The organism is Mammaliicoccus sp. C-M13 (genome assembly GCF_022386845.1).
Classification (GTDB): Bacteria; Bacillota; Bacilli; order Staphylococcales; family Staphylococcaceae; genus Mammaliicoccus; species Mammaliicoccus lentus.
Window position 1 is genome coordinate 1 of sequence record NZ_JAJNHQ010000011.1, and the last position, 25,495, is coordinate 25,495.

The 25,495-nt window shown below is 33.0% G+C and carries 22 protein-coding genes, 2 tRNA genes, 1 pseudogene, 1 riboswitch and 1 other annotated feature; of the genes and pseudogenes, 1 reads left to right on the forward strand and 24 read right to left on the reverse strand.

Features of this window, described 5'->3' with window-relative positions; all coding sequences use genetic code 11:
• Positions 1–63: 63 nt before the first annotated feature.
• From LQ615_RS09585 to LQ615_RS09640, 12 genes and pseudogenes are all read right to left on the reverse strand, one after another.
• Positions 64–303 (reverse strand): hypothetical protein, encoded by a 240-nt coding sequence (locus LQ615_RS09585; protein ID WP_001282728.1) that lies wholly within the window; start codon positions 301–303, stop codon positions 64–66.
• Between the two features lie 414 nt (positions 304–717).
• Positions 718–1,872, reverse strand: coding sequence for an MrcB family domain-containing protein (locus LQ615_RS09590; RefSeq protein ID WP_239703898.1), 1,155 nt, complete (start codon positions 1,870–1,872; stop codon positions 718–720).
• Between the two features lie 12 nt (positions 1,873–1,884).
• Positions 1,885–3,011 (reverse strand): IS3 family transposase gene (locus LQ615_RS09595; protein ID WP_135020667.1). Its coding sequence is split into 2 segments (ribosomal slippage): positions 1,885–2,765 and positions 2,765–3,011, totalling 1,128 coding nucleotides; the frame shifts between segments, so codons are not numbered across the junction.
• Between the two features lie 77 nt (positions 3,012–3,088).
• Positions 3,089–3,199 (reverse strand): annotated as a pseudogene (locus tag LQ615_RS09600) (MrcB family domain-containing protein); the annotation flags it as partial.
• A gap of 321 nt (positions 3,200–3,520) precedes the next feature.
• On the reverse strand, positions 3,521–4,000 hold the full coding sequence (rlmH, locus tag LQ615_RS09605) for a 23S rRNA (pseudouridine(1915)-N(3))-methyltransferase RlmH (RefSeq protein WP_064204318.1): 480 nt from the start codon (positions 3,998–4,000) through the stop codon (positions 3,521–3,523).
• 294 nt (positions 4,001–4,294) lie between these two features.
• A complete protein-coding gene (locus LQ615_RS09610) occupies positions 4,295–5,077 on the reverse strand; it encodes an MBL fold metallo-hydrolase (RefSeq protein ID WP_182094119.1) in 783 nt (260 codons plus the stop codon).
• A gap of 44 nt (positions 5,078–5,121) precedes the next feature.
• Positions 5,122–5,916, reverse strand: a complete 795-nt coding sequence (locus LQ615_RS09615) for a two-component system regulatory protein YycI (protein ID WP_182093664.1) — start codon at positions 5,914–5,916, stop codon at positions 5,122–5,124.
• Positions 5,916–7,238, reverse strand: coding sequence for a YycH family regulatory protein (locus LQ615_RS09620; protein ID WP_218688125.1), 1,323 nt, complete (start codon positions 7,236–7,238; stop codon positions 5,916–5,918). The genes LQ615_RS09615 and LQ615_RS09620 overlap by 1 nt, the downstream gene beginning before the upstream one ends.
• Positions 7,231–9,072, reverse strand: coding sequence for a cell wall metabolism sensor histidine kinase WalK (gene walK / locus LQ615_RS09625; protein WP_239703881.1), 1,842 nt, complete (start codon positions 9,070–9,072; stop codon positions 7,231–7,233). Before walK ends, LQ615_RS09620 begins: the two co-directional genes overlap by 8 nt.
• 9 nt (positions 9,073–9,081) lie before the next feature.
• A complete protein-coding gene (gene yycF, locus LQ615_RS09630; protein ID WP_064204313.1) occupies positions 9,082–9,783 on the reverse strand; it encodes a response regulator YycF in 702 nt (233 codons plus the stop codon).
• A 168-nt stretch (positions 9,784–9,951) separates the two neighbouring features.
• Positions 9,952–10,024 (reverse strand) — tRNA-Asp (locus LQ615_RS09635).
• 20 nt (positions 10,025–10,044) lie between these two features.
• Positions 10,045–10,119, reverse strand: a tRNA-Glu gene (locus LQ615_RS09640).
• 105 nt (positions 10,120–10,224) lie between these two features.
• On the opposite strand from LQ615_RS09640, the gene LQ615_RS09645 reads away from it, so the two are divergent.
• Entirely contained in the window at positions 10,225–11,109 is an 885-nt protein-coding gene (locus tag LQ615_RS09645; RefSeq protein ID WP_214269649.1) for a YitT family protein, read from the forward strand.
• Between the two features lie 300 nt (positions 11,110–11,409).
• Here LQ615_RS09645 and LQ615_RS09650 read toward each other — a convergent pair whose 3' ends face one another.
• The 12 genes from LQ615_RS09650 to hutU all read right to left on the reverse strand — a co-directional run bounded on the left by LQ615_RS09650 (position 11,410) and on the right by hutU (position 25,490).
• Positions 11,410–12,696, reverse strand: coding sequence for an adenylosuccinate synthase (locus LQ615_RS09650; protein WP_214269650.1), 1,287 nt, complete (start codon positions 12,694–12,696; stop codon positions 11,410–11,412).
• A gap of 286 nt (positions 12,697–12,982) precedes the next feature.
• Positions 12,983–14,383 carry a replicative DNA helicase gene (dnaB, locus tag LQ615_RS09655; RefSeq protein WP_026023617.1) on the reverse strand — a complete coding sequence of 467 codons (1,401 nt, stop codon included), beginning with the start codon at positions 14,381–14,383 and terminating at the stop codon, positions 12,983–12,985.
• Positions 14,384–14,483: 100 nt separating this feature from the next.
• A complete protein-coding gene (gene rplI / locus LQ615_RS09660) occupies positions 14,484–14,930 on the reverse strand; it encodes a 50S ribosomal protein L9 (protein WP_064204310.1) in 447 nt (148 codons plus the stop codon).
• Positions 14,930–16,894 (reverse strand): DHH family phosphoesterase, encoded by a 1,965-nt coding sequence (locus tag LQ615_RS09665; protein ID WP_064204309.1) that lies wholly within the window; start codon positions 16,892–16,894, stop codon positions 14,930–14,932. Before LQ615_RS09665 ends, rplI begins: the two co-directional genes overlap by 1 nt.
• A 14-nt stretch (positions 16,895–16,908) precedes the next feature.
• A complete protein-coding gene (locus tag LQ615_RS09670) occupies positions 16,909–17,826 on the reverse strand; it encodes a DUF2232 domain-containing protein (protein WP_231051118.1) in 918 nt (305 codons plus the stop codon).
• A gap of 80 nt (positions 17,827–17,906) precedes the next feature.
• Positions 17,907–18,875, reverse strand: a complete 969-nt coding sequence (gene metX / locus LQ615_RS09675) for a homoserine O-acetyltransferase MetX (RefSeq protein ID WP_016999164.1) — start codon at positions 18,873–18,875, stop codon at positions 17,907–17,909.
• 68 nt (positions 18,876–18,943) lie between these two features.
• A riboswitch (SAM riboswitch) is annotated at positions 18,944–19,045 on the reverse strand.
• A 66-nt stretch (positions 19,046–19,111) separates the two neighbouring features.
• Positions 19,112–19,438, reverse strand: coding sequence for an AzlD domain-containing protein (locus tag LQ615_RS09680; RefSeq protein WP_016999165.1), 327 nt, complete (start codon positions 19,436–19,438; stop codon positions 19,112–19,114).
• Positions 19,435–20,145: an AzlC family ABC transporter permease gene (locus LQ615_RS09685; protein ID WP_082894572.1), complete on the reverse strand. Its 711-nt coding sequence runs from the start codon at positions 20,143–20,145 to the stop codon at positions 19,435–19,437. The genes LQ615_RS09680 and LQ615_RS09685 overlap by 4 nt, the downstream gene beginning before the upstream one ends.
• A 217-nt stretch (positions 20,146–20,362) precedes the next feature.
• Complete coding sequence (locus LQ615_RS09690; protein WP_016999167.1) at positions 20,363–20,878, reverse strand: YceI family protein; 516 nt, start codon at positions 20,876–20,878, stop codon at positions 20,363–20,365.
• Between the two features lie 124 nt (positions 20,879–21,002).
• The gene (serS, locus tag LQ615_RS09695; protein WP_064204307.1) at positions 21,003–22,280 is read right to left on the reverse strand and encodes a serine--tRNA ligase; all 1,278 of its coding nucleotides are present in this window, start codon (positions 22,278–22,280) and stop codon (positions 21,003–21,005) included.
• A 62-nt stretch (positions 22,281–22,342) separates the two neighbouring features.
• Positions 22,343–22,540 (reverse strand) — a binding site (T-box leader).
• Between the two features lie 48 nt (positions 22,541–22,588).
• The gene (gene hutI / locus LQ615_RS09700) at positions 22,589–23,830 is read right to left on the reverse strand and encodes an imidazolonepropionase (RefSeq protein ID WP_064204306.1); all 1,242 of its coding nucleotides are present in this window, start codon (positions 23,828–23,830) and stop codon (positions 22,589–22,591) included.
• Positions 23,823–25,490 carry a urocanate hydratase gene (gene hutU / locus LQ615_RS09705; protein WP_064204305.1) on the reverse strand — a complete coding sequence of 556 codons (1,668 nt, stop codon included), beginning with the start codon at positions 25,488–25,490 and terminating at the stop codon, positions 23,823–23,825. Before hutU ends, hutI begins: the two co-directional genes overlap by 8 nt.
• Positions 25,491–25,495 lie beyond the last annotated feature (5 nt).

Consider the following 25,495-nt stretch of genomic DNA (forward strand, 5'->3'; position numbering starts at 1 on the left):
GCCACGAAATTAGCATCATGCTAGCAAGTTAAGCGAACACTGACATGATAAATTAGTGGTTAGCTATATTTTTTTACTTTGCAACAGAACCGAAAATAATCTCTTCAATTTATTTTTATATGAATCCTGTGACTCAATGATTGTAATATCTAAAGATTTCAGTTCATCATAGACAATGTTCTTTTCAACATTTTTTATAGCAAATTGATTAAATAAATTCTCTAATTTCTCCCGTTTGATTTCACTACCATAGATTATATTATCATTGATATAGTCAATGAATAATGACAAATTATCACTCATAACAGTCCCAACCCCTTTATTTTGATAGACTAATTATCTTCATCATTGTAAAACAAATTACACCCTTTAAATTTAACTCAACTTAAATATCGACAAATTAAAAAACAATAAAATTACTTGAATATTATTCATAATATATTAACAACTTTATTATACTGCTCTTTATATATAAAATCATTAATAATTAAACAAGCCTTAAAATATTTAACTTTTTTGTGATTATTACACATTATCTTATCTGCTCTTTATCACCATAAAAATAGAAAAAACAAGATTCCTAAAGAATATAGGAATCTTGTTTCAGACTGTGGACAAACTGATTTTTTATCAGTTAGCTTATTTAGAAAGTTTTATTTAAATTACAGTTTCTATTTTTATTAGATCACAATTTTATTTTAGCTCTTGTTCAAGTAATCATTTTTCGCCAAAAACTTTATACTGAATAGCTTCTACATTAAATACTTTGTCAATGAGATCATCTACATCTTTAAATTCAGAATAATTTGCATATGGATCTATAAAATAAAATTGTGGTTCTTTACCAGAAACATTAAATATTCTTAATATTAAATATTTCTGCTTATATTCTTTCATAGCAAACATTTCATTTAGCGACATAAAAAATGGTTCCTCAATACTAGAAGATGTAGATGTTTTAATTTCAATAAATTTTTCTACAGCTTTATCTGTATTTGTTGGATCAAAAGCTACTAAATCATAGCCATGACCGTGTTGAGAGCCTGGATTATCATTTAAAATATTCCTAAACTGTTCTTTCTTATCTTCGTCTATTTTATTATCAATTAGCTCATTAAAGTAATTTAGCGCTAATTTTTCTCCAACTTTACCGGTTAATTTATTCTCTTTATTTGATTTTTCAATTTCTGAATCATTTTTAGTAGTCTTTGATACACCTTTTTTATATTTTGGAATTATTCCTTTAGGTGCTTCCACTTCCTTGAGTGTCTTATCTTTTTGTGCTGTTCTAATTTCTTCAATTTCGCTGTCTTCCTGTATTTCGTCTATGCTATTGACCAAGCTATCATAGGATGTTTTTGTAACTTTTGAAGCTAATTCATTAAATAGTTCTAAAAATTTCTTTAAATCCTCTAGCATATCTTCTTCTGTGAATCCTTCATTCAAATCATAATATTTGAATCTTATTGATCCATGAGAATATCCTGATGGATAATCATTTTTTAAATCATAAGATGAATCTTTATTTTCTGCGTAATAAAATCTTCCAGTATTAAATTCATTTGATGTAATATATTTATTGAGTTCGGAAGATAAAGTTAATGCTCTTTGTTTTGCAGCATTTTTATCCCGCGGAAACATATCACTTATCTTTGACCATCCTTGATTCAAAGATAAGTATATGCCTTCTCCTTCCGGATGAAAAAGATATACCAAATAATATCCATCCTTTGTTTCTTTTGTTATATTCTCATCATATATTGAAATCCAAGGAACTTTACTATAGTTCCCAGTAGCAACCTTCCCTACAACTGAATATTTATCTTCTTTTATATGCACTTTTAACTGCTTGGGTAACTTATCATGTGGTATGTCAACAAAAACTTAGACAGAATTCATAAGTTTATAAGAGGTTGGCGTTTGATAATTTAATCCTGCATGTATTCTTTCATTGTTATACCAGTTTATATACATTTTTAATTCAATTTCTAATTGTTCTATCGTATAGAATCTTGTAGTATTTATGAATTCTGTCTTTACTGCTTTAAATATTGTTTCTGCTACTGCGTTATCATATGGATTTCCCTTACGGCTTAAAGAACGGTTAATATTGAATACATCAATTACTTTATCGATTAATTGATTATCAAATTCTCGTCCTCTATCTGTATGGATATAGCTTATATTAAATAGATTTGTTTCTATACTTGCTAATGCTTTGAATACTAAGTCAGCGTTTTTGCGTTGTCCTACACTATAGCCTATAATCTCACGATTATATAAATCACTAAATAAGCATACATAATGCCATCTATTGTCCACACGGACATAAGTTAAATCTGAAACAATGTATTTATACTGTTTATGGTTTTTAAAGTTACGATTTAAATGATTCTTGGTAGTAGATTGGTTTACCTTGCTTGATGTTACTTTAAATTTCATCTTTGTATAAGTAGAAACTAAGTTTCTTTGTTTCATTAATACACCAATCTTACGCCTAGACACATATAGTCCTCGTTTCGTTAAGGCAATTTTTATTTTACGTGTACCATAACATCGTCGATTAGAAATGAATATATCTTCAATTTCATCTGCTAATATCTCATCATTGTTTTCTTTATTAACTTTATGTTGATTATTTTGGTGGTAATAGTAGGTACTTCTTGGCATTTGTAGGACTTTGCACATTGCTGATACTGAATATTTGTGAGTATTCTTATTTATCACATCTATTTTCGTCCGATTATCAGCGCGGCTTGCTTTAAAATATCGTTTTCCATTTTTAGCTGTTTATTTTCTTTTTCTAGTTCCATCATTTTCTTTTGTTCTTTTGTAAGATTATCTTTGTGCTCAAAAGAACCAGAGGTTTTTGCTTGATTAATCCATCGATCTAATGCAGATGGGGTTAAATCATATTCTCTAATAATTTCAGATCTTGGTTTTTCATTAAGGTATAAATCAACCATTTGCTGTTTGAATTCATTACTGTATTCTCTACGCTCTCTTCTCATAAAAAGACCACCTACTTTCTTAATTTTAACAATACTTATCTTTAAAGAAGTTGTCCAATTAAGTGTAGACGGTCCACATGGACTAAAGTTTTATATAGATCACCTTTATCCCAATCAGATTTTTTAACTACATTATTGGTACGTTTCTCTTTAATTAATTTAAGGACCTGCATAAAGTTGTCTATCATTTGAAATTCCCTCCTATTATAAAATATATTATGTCTCATTTTCTTCAATATGTACTTATTTATATTTTACCGTAATTTACTATATTTAGTTGCAGAAAGAATTTTCTCAAAGCTAGAACTTTGCTTCACTATAAGTATTCAGTATAAAGAATATTTCGCTATTATTTACTTGAAATGAAAGACTGCGGAGGCTAACTATGTCAAAAATCATGAACCTCATTACTTATGATAAGCTTCTTAAAAACATAACAGCAATTCACATAAACCTCATATGTTCTGATACATTCAAAATCCCTTTATGAAGCGGCTGAAAAAACCGCATCATTTATGATATGCTTCCCCACGCATTATCTTAAATGCTCTATACACTTGCTCCATTAACACAACTTTCATCATTTGGTGTGGGAAGGTCATTTTACTGAACGATAGGGCGTAGTTGCTGCGTTGTAGTACTTTACTATGTAGTCCGTTTGATCCCCCGATGATAAATGTTATATGTGAGTTACCTCGCGTCATGAGGTTATCTATTTCTTTGCTTAGTTGCTCGCTTGTTAACATCTCCCCTTCTATTTCCAGAGTAATAACGTGACTGTCTGCTTTAATTTTAGACATGATTCTGTCCGCTTCTTTTTCTTTCATAATCTCTATATCTTTCTCACTCATATTATCTGATGCTTTTTCGTCTGCTACTTCGATTAATTCGGTCTTTGTGTAGGCTCCTAGTCTCTTGTTATATTCATCTACTGCTTGTTTCCAGTATTTTTCTTTCAGCTTGCCTACTGTAATAATTGTGATTTTCATCTTTATCCACCTTTATACATTGTCTTAAAAGTTATCCACAGGTTATTAACTTATGCACAGTTCAGTTATCATTATATCAACATTTTAAAATTTTTGTTCTCTTTTTTAAAATTCTGTAAGTTATTTTTATTCATTTAGTTATGATTTATCCACTGTTTTTTATGCAATGTGGATAACTTTGTGGGCAAGTACATGGTTTATACACAATTTGTGGACAGTTGTGTATAACTGTGTTTATTCCTGTGCACAAAATAAAAAGATATCCCCAACCGCTAAATTGGGGATATCTTTTAGTTATAAGTAATATATTGGTGTTGCTTTTTCTTTATCTGTATCACATAACGTGACTTCTTTTTTCGTATCTATATCATGTTCGTTAAGTATTTGACCCACGCTCATTCTCGCTAAGTCTTTCATGTTATTGTCTTGGCTTAAATGAGATAAATATATACGCTTTGTATTACCTGTTATAACATCGCACATTGCATGTGCTGCGTCTTCGTTTGATACGTGTCCCATATCGCTTAATATACGTTGTTTCGTCTGCCATGGGTATCTTCCCATTCGCAACATATCTACATCATGGTTACTTTCGAATACGAAGGCATCACTGCCATGTATCATACCTTTCATTCTATCTGATACATATCCTGTATCGGTAATCATTGTTAGCTTTTTGTAGTCGTTGTTGAATATATAGAACTGCGGGTCTATCGCATCGTGTGACACGCTAAATGATTCGATATCTATACCTGCTAATGTCTTTGTTTCAAATGGTTCGAAGTTGAACTTTTGATCTAGCGGTATGTTTTTATCTTTTGCTTCTATTTTCTGCCATGTCTTCTTATTAGCATAAATAGGTAGTTTATATTTTCTTGCGAGAACGCCTAGCCCTTTAATGTGATCGATATGTTCATGCGTCACTAAGATGCCTTCTAAGTCGCTAATGCTTCTATCTATTTGTTGAAATAAACCTTCTATCTTTTTACCTGTTAATCCAGCATCTACGAGCAGGCTTCCTTTATCTGATTCTATATAAGTGGCATTTCCTGTACTGCCACTTGCGAGTACGCTCATTGCGATCACAAGTGTTCATCTCCTTTAATTACTGCTTTTTAAAACTATGATTCTTCTAATACAGTTGATTCTGGCTTAATAGCGTCAACATATAGCAAGGTCGTCTTTTCTTTTTCATCTTCTTTAGATTTCACTTTAACTTCCCAACTTGGAACAAGTACTTGTCCACCTATTTCTTTTACAACACTATAATAGCCTAACCTTACAGATTCTACTGTATCGCCTTTTGTTAAATATGTGTTGTAATATAAGGTTTCTAAAGCTGTCCTTGCATCGACTACTTTTTGTTTACTATTGTTATCACCTGTACCAGGTTTTAACTTATCTAAATATGTTTGAGTAAAGTTCTTAACTTTTCCATTTTCGATGTTAAAGACAATTTCACCTTTACTATTATTCAATATAGGGAAATCATCATAGCTTTGTTCGTATATGACTTTATTTTTATCTTTATTATTCTCTTTTTGATGATATTCTTTACCTTTATAGGCTTCTTTATTAATTAGAGTTTTAAATGTCTGCTCTTTGCTGTCTTTTGTTAAATTTTCATCATCTAAATCTTTGCTAATTTTTGTATCTTTTTCTGATAATGTATAAACCCCTTCTAGGTCATTTGAAGTGAACGATTTACTATCAGCTGTGATAGCTTGCATTTCTTTATTTTTATAGCTTGGTAAATTCGGTAAATCAATACCTTCTTTTGTAAAGTTCACGTCAGATTGATCATTTGATTCTTGGACAATAGAGTTATTCACTTTATTAAAATAAACAAGAACCAGTCCTATATCAATGAGAATAAATACGATAATGAAGAGTGTTTTGGCATGTTTCCAATCCATTATTTTAACCCTCCATTCTCGTACTGTTTCCATTCGCCATCATATTTTACATACCATTTAGGCGTGAATTCTATTGTATCTTGTAGGTTATCAATATCATCAACTGGTAACGATAAATCATAACCTATAGCAAAATTGGTTACTTTATTAAAATCTATTTCAGCATTTGAGGCTAAATTGAAACGAACTTCTTCTGCTGTTGGTATCTCATCTGACTCTTTCTTAGAAGGTACAGCGACACCAGTTGTAATGAGCCCTCTATTATATTCTGTAATTGTATCTCTACCCCAAGAAGCTTCAATTGAAGAAAGATTATCTTCATCAAATACAGGATAGTTATTTAAGAACATTTTATAATTGACATTACTTTTTTTCGGGTCTGTATCAAATAAGCGAAACTCATCTGTAAATCCAGCATGTTCGTTAATAAATTTAAATGAATTAGATATCGATTTAGAAAGATTGTTTATGTTGTTTTCATCTTCAGATAAATTTGTATAACGGTATGTTTGTTTCTTTTCGTTTACTGTCGCTATACCTGTATTGTTATTATAAGTTGAAACGTGATTATCATTATTACGAGCAATAACTGAATCACCTAAGATTACATCATTTAAATCCGATACCGAAATTTTGTTCGATACATATCGATAAATATTGATGTTATCTGCTGTTTCAGGTGCGTATATCTGATTGATTTCATCCGTCGTATTCTGGTTTGTAATAATACTTGTATAAGGCTTAAATTTAGATGCCGCCTCTTTATTTATTTTATCAAATTCATGACTTTTAATCGTCGTTTGTAGCTTAATTGCTTTTTGTTTGTTTTCACTTAATAAATATACATTCGCTCGATCTGTTGATTTCGTATCTACAAGTATTCTATCAAAATTAATTTTAGGGTAATTGCTCATGCTCAGTCCTAACACTTGATTTAAATACATCTCACTCGGCAAACTATCTGGGAAGTCTAAAATCGTATATCTTTCTGATAAATCATCTAACTGCACAGCTGATTCACTCGATAAGATATCTACTTTCTTTACATCTTTATCTAACATAACATCTATTATCTTCTTGATTTCTTCAACGTTAGACGTCCCTTTCAGATCCGTGCCATTTCGATTAATAATTCTTAAAGGCATGATAACACTATCTATAGGTTTACTTATTTTAGGTCCAATGGCAGGTGTTTCAGCGTTCATATCGGATTCTAAGTCAGTTAACTCGGGCGTAAAAGTCCATACGCGATATGTCATGAAAACACTGAAGAATACGAATATGATGAGTATAACAGATTTAAAGACTTCTTTATTACCCATCCCAATCACCAAACTCATCTTCCATTATTTCACATGGTAATGTGATATAAATCGATGTACCTTGGCCTTCTTTACTATTTGCCCATATTCTACCATTATGGGATTCTACGATTTCCTTAGTAATTGCAAGACCTAAACCAGTACCGCCCATTTTACGTGTTCTTGCTTTATCGACTCTGAAGAATCGATCGAATATTTTATCTACTTTATTAACAGGAATACCAATACCATTATCTTTAATTTGTATTGTCATTCTGTTATATAACGTATTTTGTTTCACATGAAACTCGACACGTTTTTTAGATTCTTGTGAGTATTTAATCGCATTTGTTATGACATTATCAAATACTTGTGTCATCTTATCAGGATCAATTTCTACAAATAGTCCTTTAACTGGTATGTCACGTACAAACGTAACATTTTTACCTTGTGTCATTTCATGACGATTTATAATTTTATTGATAAACATGTTGAAATCAATTAGTTCTGTATTCATTTGCTCGCCTGAATTATCCATTTTAGATAATTGAAGTAAATCGTTTACTAGACGAATCATACGGTCTGTTTCTTCTCTCGTAACATTTAAGAACGTAGGTGCAACTTCTGGATCACGCCAAGCGCCTTCTTCTAGAGCTTCAATATAACTTCTCATAGAAGTTAAAGGTGTACGCAATTCGTGTGAAACATTCGCAACAAATTCACGTCGTTCATTTTCAAGAATATGTTGTTCTGTTACGTCATGTAAGACGGCAATGTAACCATTTATAAACCCAGTATCTTGAATAATTGTACTGAAGTTAACACGTACGATTAGACCTTCCTCTTCGTTAATATCGATAACAAAACTATCATTATTTTCTTGTAAATCATCCAATGAATAGTCTTCATCAATGTTTAAGACATCTAATATATGTTTAGATTCAACTTCTCCACGTTCTAAACCAAGCATCTTAAGCGCCATCTCATTAATAATACGAACACGACCTCGACGGTCAGTAGCTAAAACGCCATCGCTCATATGTGTAATAACTGAGTCTAGTCGACGTTTTTCACTTTCTGTATTCGCTTGTGCTTCTTGTACACGTTTAGATAAGTTGTTAAATGAAAGGGCTAGTTCGCCGATTTCATCATTACCGTATATTTTTACACGCTGTGTATAGTTACCTTTAGACATTTCGAACGTCTGGTTACGCATGTCTGATATTGGTTTCGTAATTGTTCGCGCAATAAAGAAACCGAGTACGATTGTGATTAATAATGAAATAGCTGTACCGATAATAAAGATCTGGTTAATGTTATTTAATTGTTCGTAAACAGAATCAATATCCGATTCAACATAAATATCCCCTACAACTTTATCGTCATAATATACGGGCATATTTTTAATCCACACTCTATTTTTATCTGCAGAATCATTTTTCAAGACAATTTTGTCGTTAGCTTTTCCTAATGATAATGCCTTTTGAACAGAGCTATCGTTTACTTTCTGGTTGACGGTATTTTGGTTTGTGGCTTTAGATGTCGCGACAATAATTTGGTCTTCATCGATAAATCGAATTTCATCAATTTCTGTGCGATTTGCATAATCATCTAAAATGACTTGTATTTCTTTTTGGAAATTTCGGTCTGGATCTTCCGAATTGTATGCTTTCTTGATGTTGTAATTAATCTGTTTAACATGCTGTTCGATATTCGTCTTAAAGTTACGCGTCATTTCTTTTTCTAGACTGTTCGTAAAGTATAATCCGATTATTTGCATACCAATAATAATTAATAAAACATATATTACAACAAGTTTAATGTGGAGGGATTGGAATTTTTTTAACCAGTTCATAGCATCATCCTACTCTTGAGTTTGCAGGAAGTAACCCACGCCTCTACGCGTTACAATGTATTCTGGATGAGATGCATCATCTTCAATTTTCTCGCGTAGACGACGTATTGTAACGTCCACAGTTCTTACATCTCCAAAGTAATCATAACCCCATACAGTTTGTAGTAAATGTTCACGTGTCATGACTTGTCCGATATGTTTCGCTAAGTAATGGAATAATTCAAATTCACGGTGCGTTAATTCGATATCTGCGCCACGTTTTTTAATTGAATATGCATCTGGATATACTGTAATATCTTTAATGACTATTTCGTTTGTTTCTTCATCTTCTGTTTGGCTAGGCTGTGAATAATGTCTACGTAAGTTAGCTTTAACACGTGCGATTAATTCTCGTGTTGAAAAAGGTTTCGTTACATAGTCATCTGCACCTAGTTCTAGTCCTAAAACTTTATCTATTTCTGAATCTTTAGCTGTTAACATAATAATAGGCATGTCGAATTTTTTACGTACTTCACGACAAACTTCCATACCATCTCTACCTGGTAACATAATATCTAATAAGACAATATCTGGTTCTTCTTCATATATTAGGTCTACTGCGTCATTACCGTCATATGCGCAATAAACATCATAACCTTCTTTTTTTAAATTAAATTCTAGTATGTCTGCAATTGGTTTCTCATCATCAACGACTACTATTTTTCTAGCCATAGCACTAACCTCATTTCTTTTTGAAAGTAAGTATCTTCGAGCACAGATTTGTGCATGATATCCTATACTATAATTTAACACTATTTGATGATTAATTCTATTGTTTGCCGTTATTCAATGGCAAATAACATAAAAAATGCTTATCGTTATTACGATAAGCATTAAAAGCGGTCCCGACGGGAATCGAACCCGCGATCTCCTGCGTGACAGGCAGGCATGTTAACCGCTACACCACGGGACCTAATATGTATGAAATTGAAATGGTGACCCCTACGGGACTCGAACCCGTGTTACCGCCGTGAAAGGGCGGTGTCTTAACCGCTTGACCAAGGGGCCTTCATAAGCACAAAATTGATTATAGCATGGTCTTTAAAGAATGACAAGATTTTATTTTAATTTTTTTATATAATATATTTAGGAACATTATAAAGGGATGATGATATGGAAGAAAAGCTCACAATAAAAAAGGGACATCGTAAATTAAGTAAAGGTGAGATTATAAAAAGACTAATTTTTATAACAATCGGCAGTGTCTTAATGGGTATTGGTTTAGAGTTATTTTTAGTGCCGAATAAATTATTAGATGGCGGTATAGTTGGCATAGCTATTATATTAAGTCACTTAACTAATATGAAACTTGGTCTTTTTATATTCTTATTGAATATTCCATTTTTCTTTTTAGGATATAAACAAATAGGTAAGACTTTTACGATATCAACGGTGTATGCAATTACAGTCCTTTCCGTTACAACAGCTTATTTACATCATTTTGAACCTTTTATTAGAGAAATATTTTTGGTTACAATTTTTGGTGGTGCAATTATTGGTTTGGGTGTTGGGTTAGTAATTAGATACGGCGGATCATTAGATGGTTCTGAAATCAGTGCCATTCTTATTAGTAGTAAAGCGCCATTTTCAGTTGGAGAAATTGTTATGCTAATCAATTTTTTCATATTCGCTGCAGCAGGATTTGTTTTTAATTGGGAATCAGCGATGTTTTCAGTAGTAGCTTATTTTATTGCCTCTAAAATGATAGACGTTACTGTACAAGGTTTTGACGAATCAAAAGCCGTATGGATCATCAGTGATACATATCGAGACATAGGAGAAGCTATAAACGACCGTTTAGGCAGAGGCGTAACATATTTAAACGGTGAAGGAGCTTATACAGGAGAAGATAAAAAAGTATTATTCTGTGTAATAACGAGATTAGAAGAATCTAAGCTAAAAGATATCGTAACAGAAATAGATAATACAGCCTTCTTATCAATCGGAGATGTAAGTGAAGTAAAAGGTGGACGGTTTAAAAAACGTGAAATACACTAATTAATAATGAAATACAATTCGATATTGATTGTCGTTATTAGAAAAAGAAGCCATATAGCAGGTGTTGTATGGCTCCTTTTTTTAAGGGTTCTCAGTTTTAAGTTGTAACGGGCAAGTTATTGTCTTTTCTCAGTAAACGTGTCAATAACGAGGGCCTTGTTGACTTTTCTCGATAGTCTTGTCAATAAGGAAGCAATATATTGCACGTGGACCTCGTCTTGCAACATCTACTCCCTTATTTACTCAAACAAAAACGCTGAGACAATTAATTTGTCTCAGCGTTTTCGATTTAAAAATTTATTAGTCCCATAAGTTTTCTAATAGGTTTGTTTGGTTTCTATCTGGCCCAACTGAGAAGATAGAGATTTTAACGTTACATAATTCAGAAATACGCTCTAAATAACGACGAGCATTTTTTGGTAATTCTTCTAATGAACGACATCCTGTAATATCTTCTTCCCAACCTGGTAGTTCTTCAAAGATTGGTTTACAACGTTCTAATTCATTTAAGTTTGCTGGGTATTCTGTGATTTCTACACCATCAATTTCGTATGCTGTACAGATTTTAACTGTTTTAAGGCCTGTTAATACGTCGATTGAGTTGATTGATAAATCTGTAATACCACTTACACGACGTGAATGACGTAATACAACTGAGTCAAACCAACCAACACGACGTGGACGTCCTGTAGTTGTTCCGTATTCACGACCTACTTCACGGATATGATGACCATCTTCATCAAATAATTCTGTTGGGAATGGGCCATCTCCTACACGTGATGTGTATGCTTTACATACACCGATTACTTTAGATACGTAAGTTGGTCCAACACCGCCACCAACTGTAACGTTACCTGCAATCGGGTTGCTTGATGTAACAAATGGGTATGTGCCGTGGTCAATGTCTAACATTACACCTTGAGCACCTTCGAATAATACTTTTTCATCATTAACGAAAGCATCGTCTAATAATTTAGCTGTGTCTGTAACATATTGTTTCAAGCGTTGACCTGCTTGGTAATATGTTTCAAAGATTTCATCAAACGTGAAACCTTCAGCGTTAAACATTTTTTCAAATAATTCATTTTTATATTCAAGATTTTGTTTTAAAAGTTTTTCAAATGTTTCTTTATCTAATAAATCAGCCATACGGATACCGATACGTTGTGCTTTATCTACATACGCTGGACCAATACCTTTTTTCGTTGTACCAATTTTATTATCTCCACGTTTTTCTTCTTCTAATTCATCTTGTTTCAAATGATACGGTAAGATAACTTGAGCACGGTTAGAAATTCTTAAATTGTTTGTTGCTACACCGCGTTCATTTAATGCGTCTAATTCTTTCAATAAAGCTACTGGATCTACTACTACACCGTTACCGATAACACTTGATTTTTCTTCATAAAAAATACCTGATGGTACTAAGTGTAATTTATAAGTTTCTCCGTCAAATTTAATTGTGTGACCTGCATTATTACCACCTGAAAAACGCGCAATAATATTTGCATCTTCAGCTAAGAAATCTGTAATTTTACCTTTACCTTCGTCTCCCCATTGCGTCCCAACTACTACGATTGATGACATGTGAGCACCTCCGCTTTTTCTCATTAACCATTAAGTATTCTATCAGTCCTATACTTAAAATGCAAACTAAAAACGAACATTAATTTATGGTGTTAATTTACATTTTAATATTCTAAAAATTTGCATTAAGAAAGCTTTAACCATGGTAGTTACAAGGTTTTATCCTGAAAATTATATGCTTCAAAACACAAACGAAACAATAATTAACTGTCATTTCACGAAACAAAAGACGTACATTTATTACAAAGTCATAATAAATGTACGTCTTTTGGGTTAAAAACTTTTTTTATCCGAATTCCATACCGGCATGTTGATAATCTATATCTGTAAATTTGTTATATTGTTTCATGAAGTGCAATTTAACGGTTCCTGTCGGGCCGTTACGTTGTTTTGCGATAATAATTTCTATTTCACCGTTTTCATCTTGTGCACCTGCATCTACCGCTTCACCATCTTCATCTTCTCCACCACGAGAATAATAGTCATCACGGTATAAGAAAGCCACAATATCCGCATCTTGCTCGATAGAACCTGATTCACGAATGTCACTCATCATCGGTCTTTTATCTTGTCGTTGTTCAACACCACGAGATAACTGACTCAATGCGATAACAGGACATTCTAATTCTCTCGCAATAGCTTTAAGCATACGTGAAATCTCTGATACTTCTTGTTGTCTATTATCAGAACTACGTGAACCACTACCTTGAATCAACTGTAAATAGTCGATCACAATCATGTCTAATCCGTGTTCTTGTTTTAATCTTCTACACTTAGCTCTTATGTCAGTGATACGGATACCTGGTGTATCATCGATGAATATTTTAGTACGTGATAATTTACCAACAGCTACTGTAAACCTACTCCAGTCTTCTTCCGTCATAGAACCAGTACGCAATCTATTAGAGTCTACGTTACCTGTACTACAAATCATACGTGTCGCTAGCTGGTCTGCACCCATCTCTAATGAGAATATACCGACTGAGAATAAGTTCTCGTGAGTAGCAACTTGTTGGGCAATATTTAATGCGAAGGCAGTCTTACCTACAGAAGGTCTCGCAGCAATAATAATTAAATCGTTGCGGTTAAAACCTGCTGTCATCTGATCTAAATCACGATATCCAGTTGGTATCCCCGGGGTTTGACCACTATTTTGATCTAACTGTTCAGCATTATCGAACACAATACCTAAAACATCTTTAATATCTTTGAAACCTTCTGTCCCTCTAGTAGCAGATATCTCTAAAATTCTCTTCTCTGCATCACCTAATAGTGACTCTAAATCAAGCTCTGGATTATACCCATCTTCAGCAATACTATCTGCTACACGAATTAATTGACGCTTAACAGCATGTTTAAACACAATATCTATATAGAAATGAACGTTTCTAGTTGTTGGTACATTGTTTGCTAATTCAGCTAAATAAGCCGGTCCACCAGCTTCTTCTAGCAAAGACTCAGCTGCTAATTCATCCATCAGGGTAACTGAATCAATTTCCTTATTCTGTTCATTTAACATCAACATAGCTCTAAATATATGTTGATGATTAGCTCGATAGAAAGCTTCAGGTATTAATGTTTCACCTGTTGAGTTAATCAGTTCAGGATCAATTAAGATTGCACCGATAACAGATTGTTCAGCCTCTATATTATGAGGCATTTGTCGTGGATTCATCATATTATCCATACCATCCATACTGATTACTCCTTTCCATTTTTAATATTATTTATTATAACGCATTAAAATAGGTCGGTAAATCAAATACCGACCTATTTTATATAATCTGTTATTCTTCTACAACGTGTACTTTTAATGTACCTGAAACTTTATTATGAAGTTTAATTGGTACGTTTGTGTAACCTAAACTGTGAATACCGTTCGGTAAATCCATTTTACGTTTATCAACTTTAATGTCGTGTTGTTTTTGTAAAGCTTGTGTGATTTGTTTTGTACTAACAGAACCGAACAACTTACCGCCTTCACCAGTTTTAGCAGAAATTTCAACTTCTAATGATTTTAATTTATCTGCTAATGCTTTAGCATCATCGATTTCTTGTTGTTTGATTTCTTCTTGTCGTTTGTTTTGTTGTTCTAATTGTTTCATATTTCCTGCTGTCGCTTCTACAGCATAATTATGTTTAATTAAAAAGTTTTGAGCGTAACCTACTGGCACGTCTTTAACTTCTCCTTTTTTACCTTTTCCTTTAACATCTTGTGTGAAAATAACTTTCATTATTCTTCCACTCCTTCTTCATCTGTTTCAACAACCTCAATAAGTTTTTCGATTGCTTCTTCTACTGTTGAATCTTTAATTTGTGTAGCAGCGTTTGATAAATGGCCGCCTCCACCTAGAGCTTCCATTGTTAGTTGTACATTCACTTCTCCTAAAGAACGAGCTGAAATACCAACTGTGTCTTCTGAGCGTTTAGCTACAACATATGAAGCTTCTACACCTTCTAATCCTAATAGTTCATCTGCAGCTTGTGCAACTGTAACAGGATGATAAATTTGTTCTTCATCACCATGTGCAATTGCTACGCCACCACGGAATAGTTTAACTGTCTTAATTAAATCTGAGCGCTTAATATAAGTATCTATATCATCTTTCAAGAAGTGCTGGCAAAGAATTGTATCTGCACCATGACTTCTTAAGAAACTCGCAGCATCGAATGTTCTTGAACCGGTTCTTAACGTAAAGTTACGTGTATCTACAATGATACCCGCCAACATAATTGTCGATTCAATTCTTGTTAAACGATGTTCTGTCGGTTGATATTCTAGCAACTCTGTTACAAGTTCTGCTGTAGAACTTGCGTAAGGTTCCATATAGACAAGCAGTGGACTTGAAATAATACTTTCCCCGCGTCTATGGTGATCTATGACTACTTTTCTATTTGCTTTATTTAATAAGTTCTCATCTATTACAAGTTCTGGTTTGTGCGTATCAACGACAACTAATGTCGTACGAGATGTCATCTCATGCCATGCTTCTTCTGATGTGATAAACCTTTCTTTCAAGTCTGGTTTCTCATCAATTTCTCTCATAACACGTTGTAATGTATCATCAATATCTGAATCATTTAATACGATATAAGACTCTAAATTATTCATTTTAGCAATACGAGAAACACCAATAGCTGCACCTATCGCATCCATATCTGGTGATTTATGACCCATGATAATGACTTTGTCACCTTCGATTAAGATATCTCTTAACGCATGAGAAATAACACGAGCACGTACTCTTGTACGTTTTTCCATTGGGTCAGTCTTACCACCATAGAATCTTACGTTACCGTTAAAGTTCTTGATGGCAACTTGGTCTCCACCTCGACCAAGAGCTAAATCTAAACTTGATTGAGATAGTTCACCAAGTTCTATTAGGTTCTCACTGCCTTCACCAATACCTATACTTAAAGTAAGCGGATGCCCAATTTCTCTTGTCTTATCTCTCAAATCATCTAACAGATTGAATTTAGATGCTTCTATATCTTCTAAAATACTATTGTTTAACAATCCAATAAATTGATCCGAACTATAACGTTTAACATACAATTCATAACGAGTTGACCAATCATTAATTACATTAGTAATAAGACTATTCACTTCTGAACGTTGTGAGTCATTCATGTTTTGTGTAATTTCGTCATAGTTATCTAAAAATATCGTAGCGATGATAGGTTTTTCATTTTCATATAATTCATATACACGTGAAGTTTCTGTTATATCAAATAAATAAATTGATTTTTCATTTTCAGTGTAAGTGACTTTATATTTGTATGATCCTTCTTCAATTTCTACTTCTTGTGTATTTTCTAATCTTTTTAATATATTTGGAAATATTTCATTTATTGGTTCGTTTAATACATCTCTTTCTAAACGTCTACTAATAAAATTATTAATCCATTCAATATTATAGTTTTTATCGAGTAATATTACGCCAATTGGCAAGTCACTCACAGCACTCGTTTTACTTTTGGTAATACGACCCGCTAGACTCCCGATGTATAAATCTAATTTTGCAAAGCTGGTTCTAATAAAGTAAACACTCGCTGCAAATAGGACTACAGTAATAACCGTCGCAATAATCGCCCAAAATATTGAATTTAAAAAACTTAAAACGAGCAGTGCTAAAGCCAAGACCATCATAATAATATAAGGAAATATTAGGGCTTTTTTAACTGATTGACGGTTCATAAACTCACCTCAATTTACTTTTTTATGCGTTGTTTTAAATTAAACCATATGTCCATTAAGCCAAATAAGTATGCAATTGGTTTAAATATAAAAGCAAGAACGAAAATAATTACAGCTACAATTATAGGTAATTTTTTTACTTTTATAAATAAATGGAATAGGGATAATGCTTGGATAAATATAACCCATTCTAACACAAACTGTAAGTTAGTGACTATGCCATACATCACAACATTGTCTTTCGTTACGAATAAACTAACGAGTACTGTGATTACAAAAATGAAAGCGACACTACTTTTAATTTGCCACATAAATAATGGTCTGAATACCGGTGTTGCGATTTTGTACTTTCTCAATATAGGGAAAGTCACGAGTAAATTAACAAGTACTAATAAAAATACCCATAATATAATATACCCAGGAATACTAGCTTGTAATATATCAATTGAAGCTTGAAGAGATTCTTGAATTTCTGTACTGAAATTACCACTCATTTCAAAATAAGACACGATTACATCATAATATTCATTAAAAACATTACTTGTTAGTGGTAGTTTTCCCGTTAATTGCATGATTAACACACCAGCAATTGTTAATACACTCATAAATGCTGTTACTAAATATAATATACGTTCTTTAGATGTACGTTCTATTAATAATTGTCCAATAAATACACTCATAAAAATCATCAGTGTCATGACAGTTAATAAATATACGTTACTAAGTAATACGGTTGCGCATAATGCCACTACAACTGTCACAAAAAACGACGGTTTTGATCGATACCAAAGTATTGTTCCAGGTATTGTAATGAACGGTAGTATTACAAATGCTAAAGGTGGTAAAAAGTTAATAATAACCATACTTAACATTAGTAAAACTATTGAAATAATTGTCGCTTTTATATCGACTTTAAAAGACAAAATTTTCACTTCCCAATCTATTTTAAACATCTTTCTCTATTTTACAGATTTTTATACTTTAAAACAATGTAGGTGACTTTTTTAACGACTTAACGTGCTTTAAATTTATGTAATTTTAAGAAATGATAAACATATGGTGCCCAATCTCCAAAGTTTAATAAAAATCCGTCATGCCCAACATTATCTGGCACGAAGAAATGTCTGTGGTACTTGAAGAATCGACCGAGTGATTTTACTTGGTCATCTGGATATAATAAGTCATCAGTGAACCCTAGTGTTAATACTTTTGTATCTATTTGTTTTAATCGTTCTTCAACATCATTTCGTCCTCTAAATATATCGTGGCTATCTAATACATCTAATAAAGTGAGATAACAATCTTTATTGAAGCTATTTTTAAACTTATTACCTTGATATTTTTGATAACTGACAACATCATCTGCTGAGAATCTTGCTTCATAATCTTTACTTGAACGATAAGTTAAAAAGCCTAATTGTCTTGCAATACTTAATCCGTCTTGACCATTCATTTGAATAACTTGTCTTGCAATTTCATTGAAAGCTCTGCTATAAGATGATGTCTTTTCAGTTGCCGCTAAAATAACGGCTTTCTTTACTTCAATTGACCCGTCATATAAAATTTCGAGAGACTGCATGCCACCTAATGAACCACCAATTAGAACATCAATTTTTTCATAACCAAAATGTTTCAAAGCCAATATATTAGCTTTAGTTACATCTCTCATCGTTAAAGTATCTGGAAAATGGGGTGTATTTAATTTTGAACTCGACCCAAATGGGCTACCTATAACGTTAAAAGTTATAAATTGATAATCATTTATAGACAGATAACCACCATCGATAATTTCTCTCCACCAACCTGGATGCTCATCATCTCCATACGTTAAATGGTTACCTGTTAATGCATGACAGATAACAACAAGCGGTTGCCCCTTATAACCGACATGCTCATATTGAAGCTTTAAGTTATCAATCACTTCTCCTGATTCTGTTTCAAATCGACCTAATTCTACTGAACCTGTTTCACGAGAAATCATCTTATCTAACCCCCTCTTATATAATAGAAAAACTTCTTACTCGTTAAAGAAGTAAGAAGTTCTCATCATTCTTATTATGCGAGTAGACTCGTTGGTCGTAGCACCGTATCTAAGGTGACCGGTTGCTGAAGTTTCATCGGGCCAAATCCCTCAACTTCTCTGAATAAGCTTTACTATGTAATTAATATTAAGAATACTAGAAAAGCAATGGTCTTTCAATAACTTATACTTTGTTATTAAAAGACAAATCTTACAATAGCCATAATCAACATCCCTGCTAAAACAGATATTGTTAAACTACGCGTGACAAATGCAATAACGACAGTTGGTACTGCAACAAAAACACTTTCTAAGTTAAGTTGATATCCTGTTGATCCTTCTTGATTTAACATGCCTTCTACAATAAGTGCTGTAAATAAACAAACCGGCACAAATTGTAACCATTTAATGATTCCAGCCGGTAATTCAAATCTTGATAATAGAACAAACGGCGCTACTCTTATAACCCATGTCATAATGAAACACCCAGCTGTAATGAGTAGTAAATACATTGATATCGTCATTTATCAAACACCACCCCTGTAATTGAAGCGACTAATGTTGCTAATATAATAGAAAGAAACGTTGGCATAAATAACGTAAATAACAACATACAAAAAATTGTTAAACATATGAGCCACAAATGATAAATTATTTTATTTTTTTGTATCGTTTCGAATTGAGCAACTAATAGAAAAATAAACATTGCTGACAATGCATAGTCTAATCCGAACATTTCTGGGTTTGGAATTAGATTACCTATTAAACCACCTAATATCGAAGTTGTAACCCATAATATATATGCTGAAATGTTAAGCCCGTGCATCCATGTAGCATTTAAAGATTTTTCTTTTGCATACTTTGTAATAGCTACACCAAATGATTCATCAGTTACAAGAGTTCCAATTCCAATATTTGACCACAAACTATTGTTTTTGAAGGGTGGTACTAAAGCTAAACTTTGTAAGAATAAACGAGAATTCACAAAGAATATTGTTAAGAAAATAGCAGATATAGGAGATTGGATAGCTACAAGCGCACAAATGATAAATTGAGCAGCACCTGCATAAACAAAAATGGATAACAATGCAATTTCTAAAATGGATAAACCTGATGACACACCAACTACTCCAAAAGCTATCGCAACACTAAAATAACCGAGCATTGTTGGTATACAATCTTTAACACCTTGTAAAAACAAGGATTTATGTATGCTTGCAGATTCCTGCACTTATAATACCTCCATTCTCAAGGAGATAGTTTCAAAGGTTAGTCTAACGTTTGTCTAACCTCAGTGTGACTTACCTCTTTTTTGTTTTTTATATGTATTAGTTTTATCATATCAAATTAAGTTTAGCAATATAATTTGACGAAATATTAAGACAATTAATAATCCTTATATAAATAAAAGAATGGCAGCTCAAAGAGCTACCATTCTTTTATTTATATTATTCTCCTAAGCTAAATTCAGCACTTGCTTCGAATTTAACATCTTTACCTATCATTACGCCACCAGTTTCTAATGCTTGGTTAAATGATACGCCATATTTTTCACGATCGATTTTACCATCCACTACAAATCCTGTAACTGTTTCTCCGTTTAATGGGTTTTTACTTACTCCATTAAATTCTAAATCGAATGTTTCTTCATGTGTTGTACCAGCAATTGTTAAATCACCAGTTACTGAATCTTCACTTATAGATTTAGATTCGAAAGTAATATTTGGATTTTCTTCTGCACTAAAGAAATCAGCTGATTTTAAGTGTGCGTCACGATCAGGGTTATTAGTATTAATTGAATGTGCTTTAATTGTTACTTTAGCTTTTAATGATGATAAATCATTTACGTCACCAGTAACTTCTACATCATAATCATCAAAAGTACCTTTAACTCGAGATACCATTAAGTGTTTTACTGTAAATTCTAAACTACTGTGTACTTTGTCGAAATTGAAATTAGTCATGTGTCATAACTCCCTTTATTTATTTTGTATACTAAGTATACCAGATATAAAAATTATATTCAAGTTAAATCTAAAAAAAGAGTAACCATTAATATGATTACCCTTTTTATACTGTTTCACACATTTATAATTCTATTACAGTTTGACCACCCATAAATGGTACTAATACTTCAGGAACAGTAATTGTACCATCTTCATTTTGATAGTTCTCAACAATAGCAGCAAATGTACGTCCTACTGCTAACCCACTACCATTTAAAGTGTGTACAAATTCTGGTTTAGAATCTTTATCACGTTTAAATCTAATATTTGATCTTCTTGCTTGGAAATCTGTCATATTTGAACATGAACTAATTTCTTTATAATCATTGTAGCTTGGTAACCAAACTTCAATATCATATGTTTTTGCACTTCCAAAGCCAATATCTCCAGTACATAGGTTAACTGTACGATAAGGAAGTTCTAGAGCTTGAAGTACTTTTTCAGCATGGTTAGTTAATTCTTCTAATGCATTGTATGAATCTTCAGGACGCTCGTATCTCACCATTTCTACTTTATTAAATTGATGTAGACGAATGAGACCTCTTGTATCGCGGCCTGCAGAACCCGCTTCACTTCTAAAACAAGCTGATTGTCCTGTGAATTTGATAGGGAACTGTTCATTTTGAAGCACTTCATCACGATAGAAATTCGTTAAAGGAACTTCTGCTGTTGGAATTGTATAAAGTCCTTCTTTTTCAACTTTAAATAAGTCTTCTTCGAATTTAGGCAGTTGCCCTGTTCCAAACATTGAATCAGCATTTACTAATTGAGGAACCATCATTTCTGTATAACCATGTTGTGTCGTATGCATTGTAACCATAAAGTTCATTAATGCTCTTTCAAGTTGTGCTCCTTTACCAGTTAAGAAGACAAAACGTGCACCTGATACTTTAGCTGCTCTATCAAAATCAGCCATTTTTAAATTTTCTACTAAGTCCCAATGTGCTTTAGATTCAAAATCAAATGTTCTTGGTTCGCCCCATTTACGTACTTCAACATTATCATCTTCGTCTTTACCGACAGGTGTTTCATCACTAATTAAATTAGGAATTCTTACTAATTTGTAAGTTACATCATCATTTAATTTGTTTAATGATTGATCAATTTCTTTAATTTGATCTCCGACTTGACGCATTTCTAATATAACGTCGTCAGCATTTTCTTTATTGCGTTTCTTTTGAGCAATTTCTCCACTTACTCTATTACGTCGTGATTTAAGTTCTTCTGTTTTTACAATAAGTTCACGGCGTTCTTTATCTAATTCTAATATTTCATCTACTACTGATGGATCGTCGCCTCTTTTAGCGATTTTTTCTTTTACATATTCAGGTTCAGTTCTAATCATTTTAATATCTAACATAATGTTTCCTCCCTATTTTCTATATTGTTTAAGAAAAAAAGCACCACGTTCCTTGTTATTACACAAGGGACGTGGTGCTTACGCGTTGCCACCCTATTTAACAGTCTGTAATAGACTGCACTCTAAGTCATATAACGGTTTAAACCGATTGTTCTTCTTAAAAAGGATAGATTCATTTAAGTTTCATGTCTTGTTTGCACCAACCACAAGCTCTCTATACATACCCGCTTAAATTACTTATTCCTAAACAATATAGTTATTAAATTAACCTAAATATACCAAATGGCTATGACCTTTTCAAGGAATAATTAAGATTCGGTAATAAGTCCAGTGTTTTCATAGACTTTTTTACCATCAATAATAACTATTTGAGCATGGTTTACGCCATAATGATATGGTAAATATTCATGATTTGGAATATCCCATACAACTATATCAGCTTGATCACCAGCTTCAATTGTACCCGCTTCAGCATCAATTGCTTTTGCAGCATTGACGGTAACAGCATTCCAAATTTCGTTTGGTGTTAATTTTAATTTTAGTGCTGCGATGCTCATTACAAGTTGTAAATTATCGGTTACACAACTACCTGGGTTAAAATCAGTAGCAATAGCAATTGCACCATTATTATCTAGCATACCCCTTGCATCTGCGTATTGGTCTTTTCCTAAGTAGAATGTTGTGCCAGGTAATAACACAGCGATTGTTTGGCTATTATTTAATGATTGTTTATCTTCTTCACTTGAAGCAACTAAATGATCTGCAGAAATCGCACCTTCATCAATTGCTAAGCCTAGACCACCTAACGGATCAATTTCATCAGCGTGAATTTTAACTTTTAATCCTTTATCTTTAGCTGCTTGCATATAGCGTCTTGATTCTTCTACTGTAAATACGCCTGTTTCACAGAATATATCAGCAAAGTCAGCTTTATCTTTCACATCATCTAATAAATCAATCATTTCTTGTAAGAAAGTAGCATTATCTTTTGCATCTTTAGGTACTGCATGAGGTCCTAAGAAAGTATGTTTCATTCTAATTGGTGTATTTTCTTCTAAACGATGTGCAACATCAAGTTGCTTTAATTCAGTCTCTTTATCTAAACCGTAACCACTTTTAGCTTCAACTGTTGTAGTTCCAAATTGAATCATTCTAACAATTTCTTTTTTCGATTTATTATATAATGCTTCTTCTGAAGCGTTTCTTGTAGACTCAACTGTACTTAAGATTCCTCCACCTTGTTTAAGTATATCTAAGTAACTTACACCTTGTTGTTTTAGCGCCATTTCATGTTCTCTAGAGCCACCAAATACTAAATGCGTATGTGCGTCTACTAATCCAGGAGACACGACTTGGTTTGTCGCGTCTATCACTTCTTTCGCTTCATACTCTTCTGTATGTTCTCCTGCATATACGACTTTGCCATCTTTAACGACAACTGTTCCATTGTTAACAATTTTTAAATCATTCAATTCTTTGCCTTTTAGTGGGCCTTCTGTCTTCTTAGGTAAAATTAATTCACCTATGTTTTGAATTAAAATATCATTCATTGTTCTCTGTCTCCTTTAACATTGGAATATCTACGTTTTTATTTTTAGCTGTGTCTATCGCAGTTTCATAACCTGCGTCTGCATGTCTTACTACACCCATACCCGGATCTGTCGTAAGTACTCGTCCTAAACGTCTATCTGCACGTTCACTACCATCTGCTACAACAACCATACCGGCATGTAATGAATAACCCATACCTACTCCGCCGCCATGATGAACTGAAATCCATGAGCCACCTGCTGCTGTATTAACAAGAGCATTTAATATTGCCCAGTCACCTACTGCATCAGAACCATCTTTCATTGATTCAGTTTCTCTATTTGGTGAAGCTACAGAACCTGAGTCTAAATGATCTCGTCCAATTACGATTGGTGCAGATATTTCACCATTTCTAACCAACTCGTTTAATGCTAATCCCATTTTTGCACGTTCACCGTAACCTAACCACGCAATTCTTGAAGGTAATCCTTGGAATGCAATTTTTTCACTTGCCATATCTAACCAACGCATTAACTTTTTATCTTCAGGGAACAACTCTCTCATTAATTGATCTGCTCTTTCGATATCTTTAGGGTCCCCACTGAGCGCCGCAAATCTAAATGGTCCTTTACCTTCACAGAATAATGGTCGAATGTAAGCTGGCACGAAGCCTGGGAAGTTGAAGGCATTCTCTAAACCTTCATCGAAAGCAACTTGTCTAATGTTATTTCCATAATCAAATGCTATTGCACCTTTTTCTTGAAAAGCTAACATAGCTTCAACATGTTTTTTCATAGATGCAGAAGACAATTTAACATATTCTTTAGGATCATTTTCACGTAATTTATCAGCTTCTTCTAAAGAATAACCTTCTGGTACATAGCCATTTAGTGGATCATGTGCTGATGTTTGGTCAGTGACGATATCAATTTTAAATCCTCTATTTAATATTTCGTGATGAACTTCTGCAGCGTTACCTACTAAACCAATAGCTAATGGTTTTCCTGCATTTTTAGCTTCTTCTGCTTTTTCTAATGCTTCGTCTAAAGAATCTGTAATCATATCACAATAGCGTGTTTCAATACGTTTCTCAATTCTTGAAGGGTCTACATCTACACCAATTACAACACCTTCATTCATTGTTACGGCAAGTGGTTGTGCGCCACCCATTCCACCTAATCCAGCAGTTAAAGTAATCGTGCCTTTTAACGTACCTCCAAAGTGTTGATTAGCCAGCTCTGCAAAGGTTTCAAATGTACCTTGAACAATACCTTGTGAACCAATATATATCCAACTACCTGCAGTCATTTGACCATACATCATGAGACCTTTTTTATCTAATTCATGGAAATGTTCCCAATTTGCCCATTTAGGTACAAGTACTGAGTTAGATAAAAGCACACGTGGAGCTTCTTCATGCGTTTTAAATACTGCAACTGGTTTACCAGATTGAACGAGCATTGTTTCATCGCTTTCTAATCTTCTTAGCGTTTCTACAATTGCATCAAAGCTTTCCCAGTTACGTGCTGCTTTACCAATACCACCATATACAACCAATTTTTCAGGATGTTCTGCTACTTCTGGATCGAGATTATTATAAAGCATTCTCAAAACTGCTTCTTGCTCCCAACCTTTACATTCTATTTCTAAACCTTTTTTCGCTTTAATATTTCTAGACATAATTC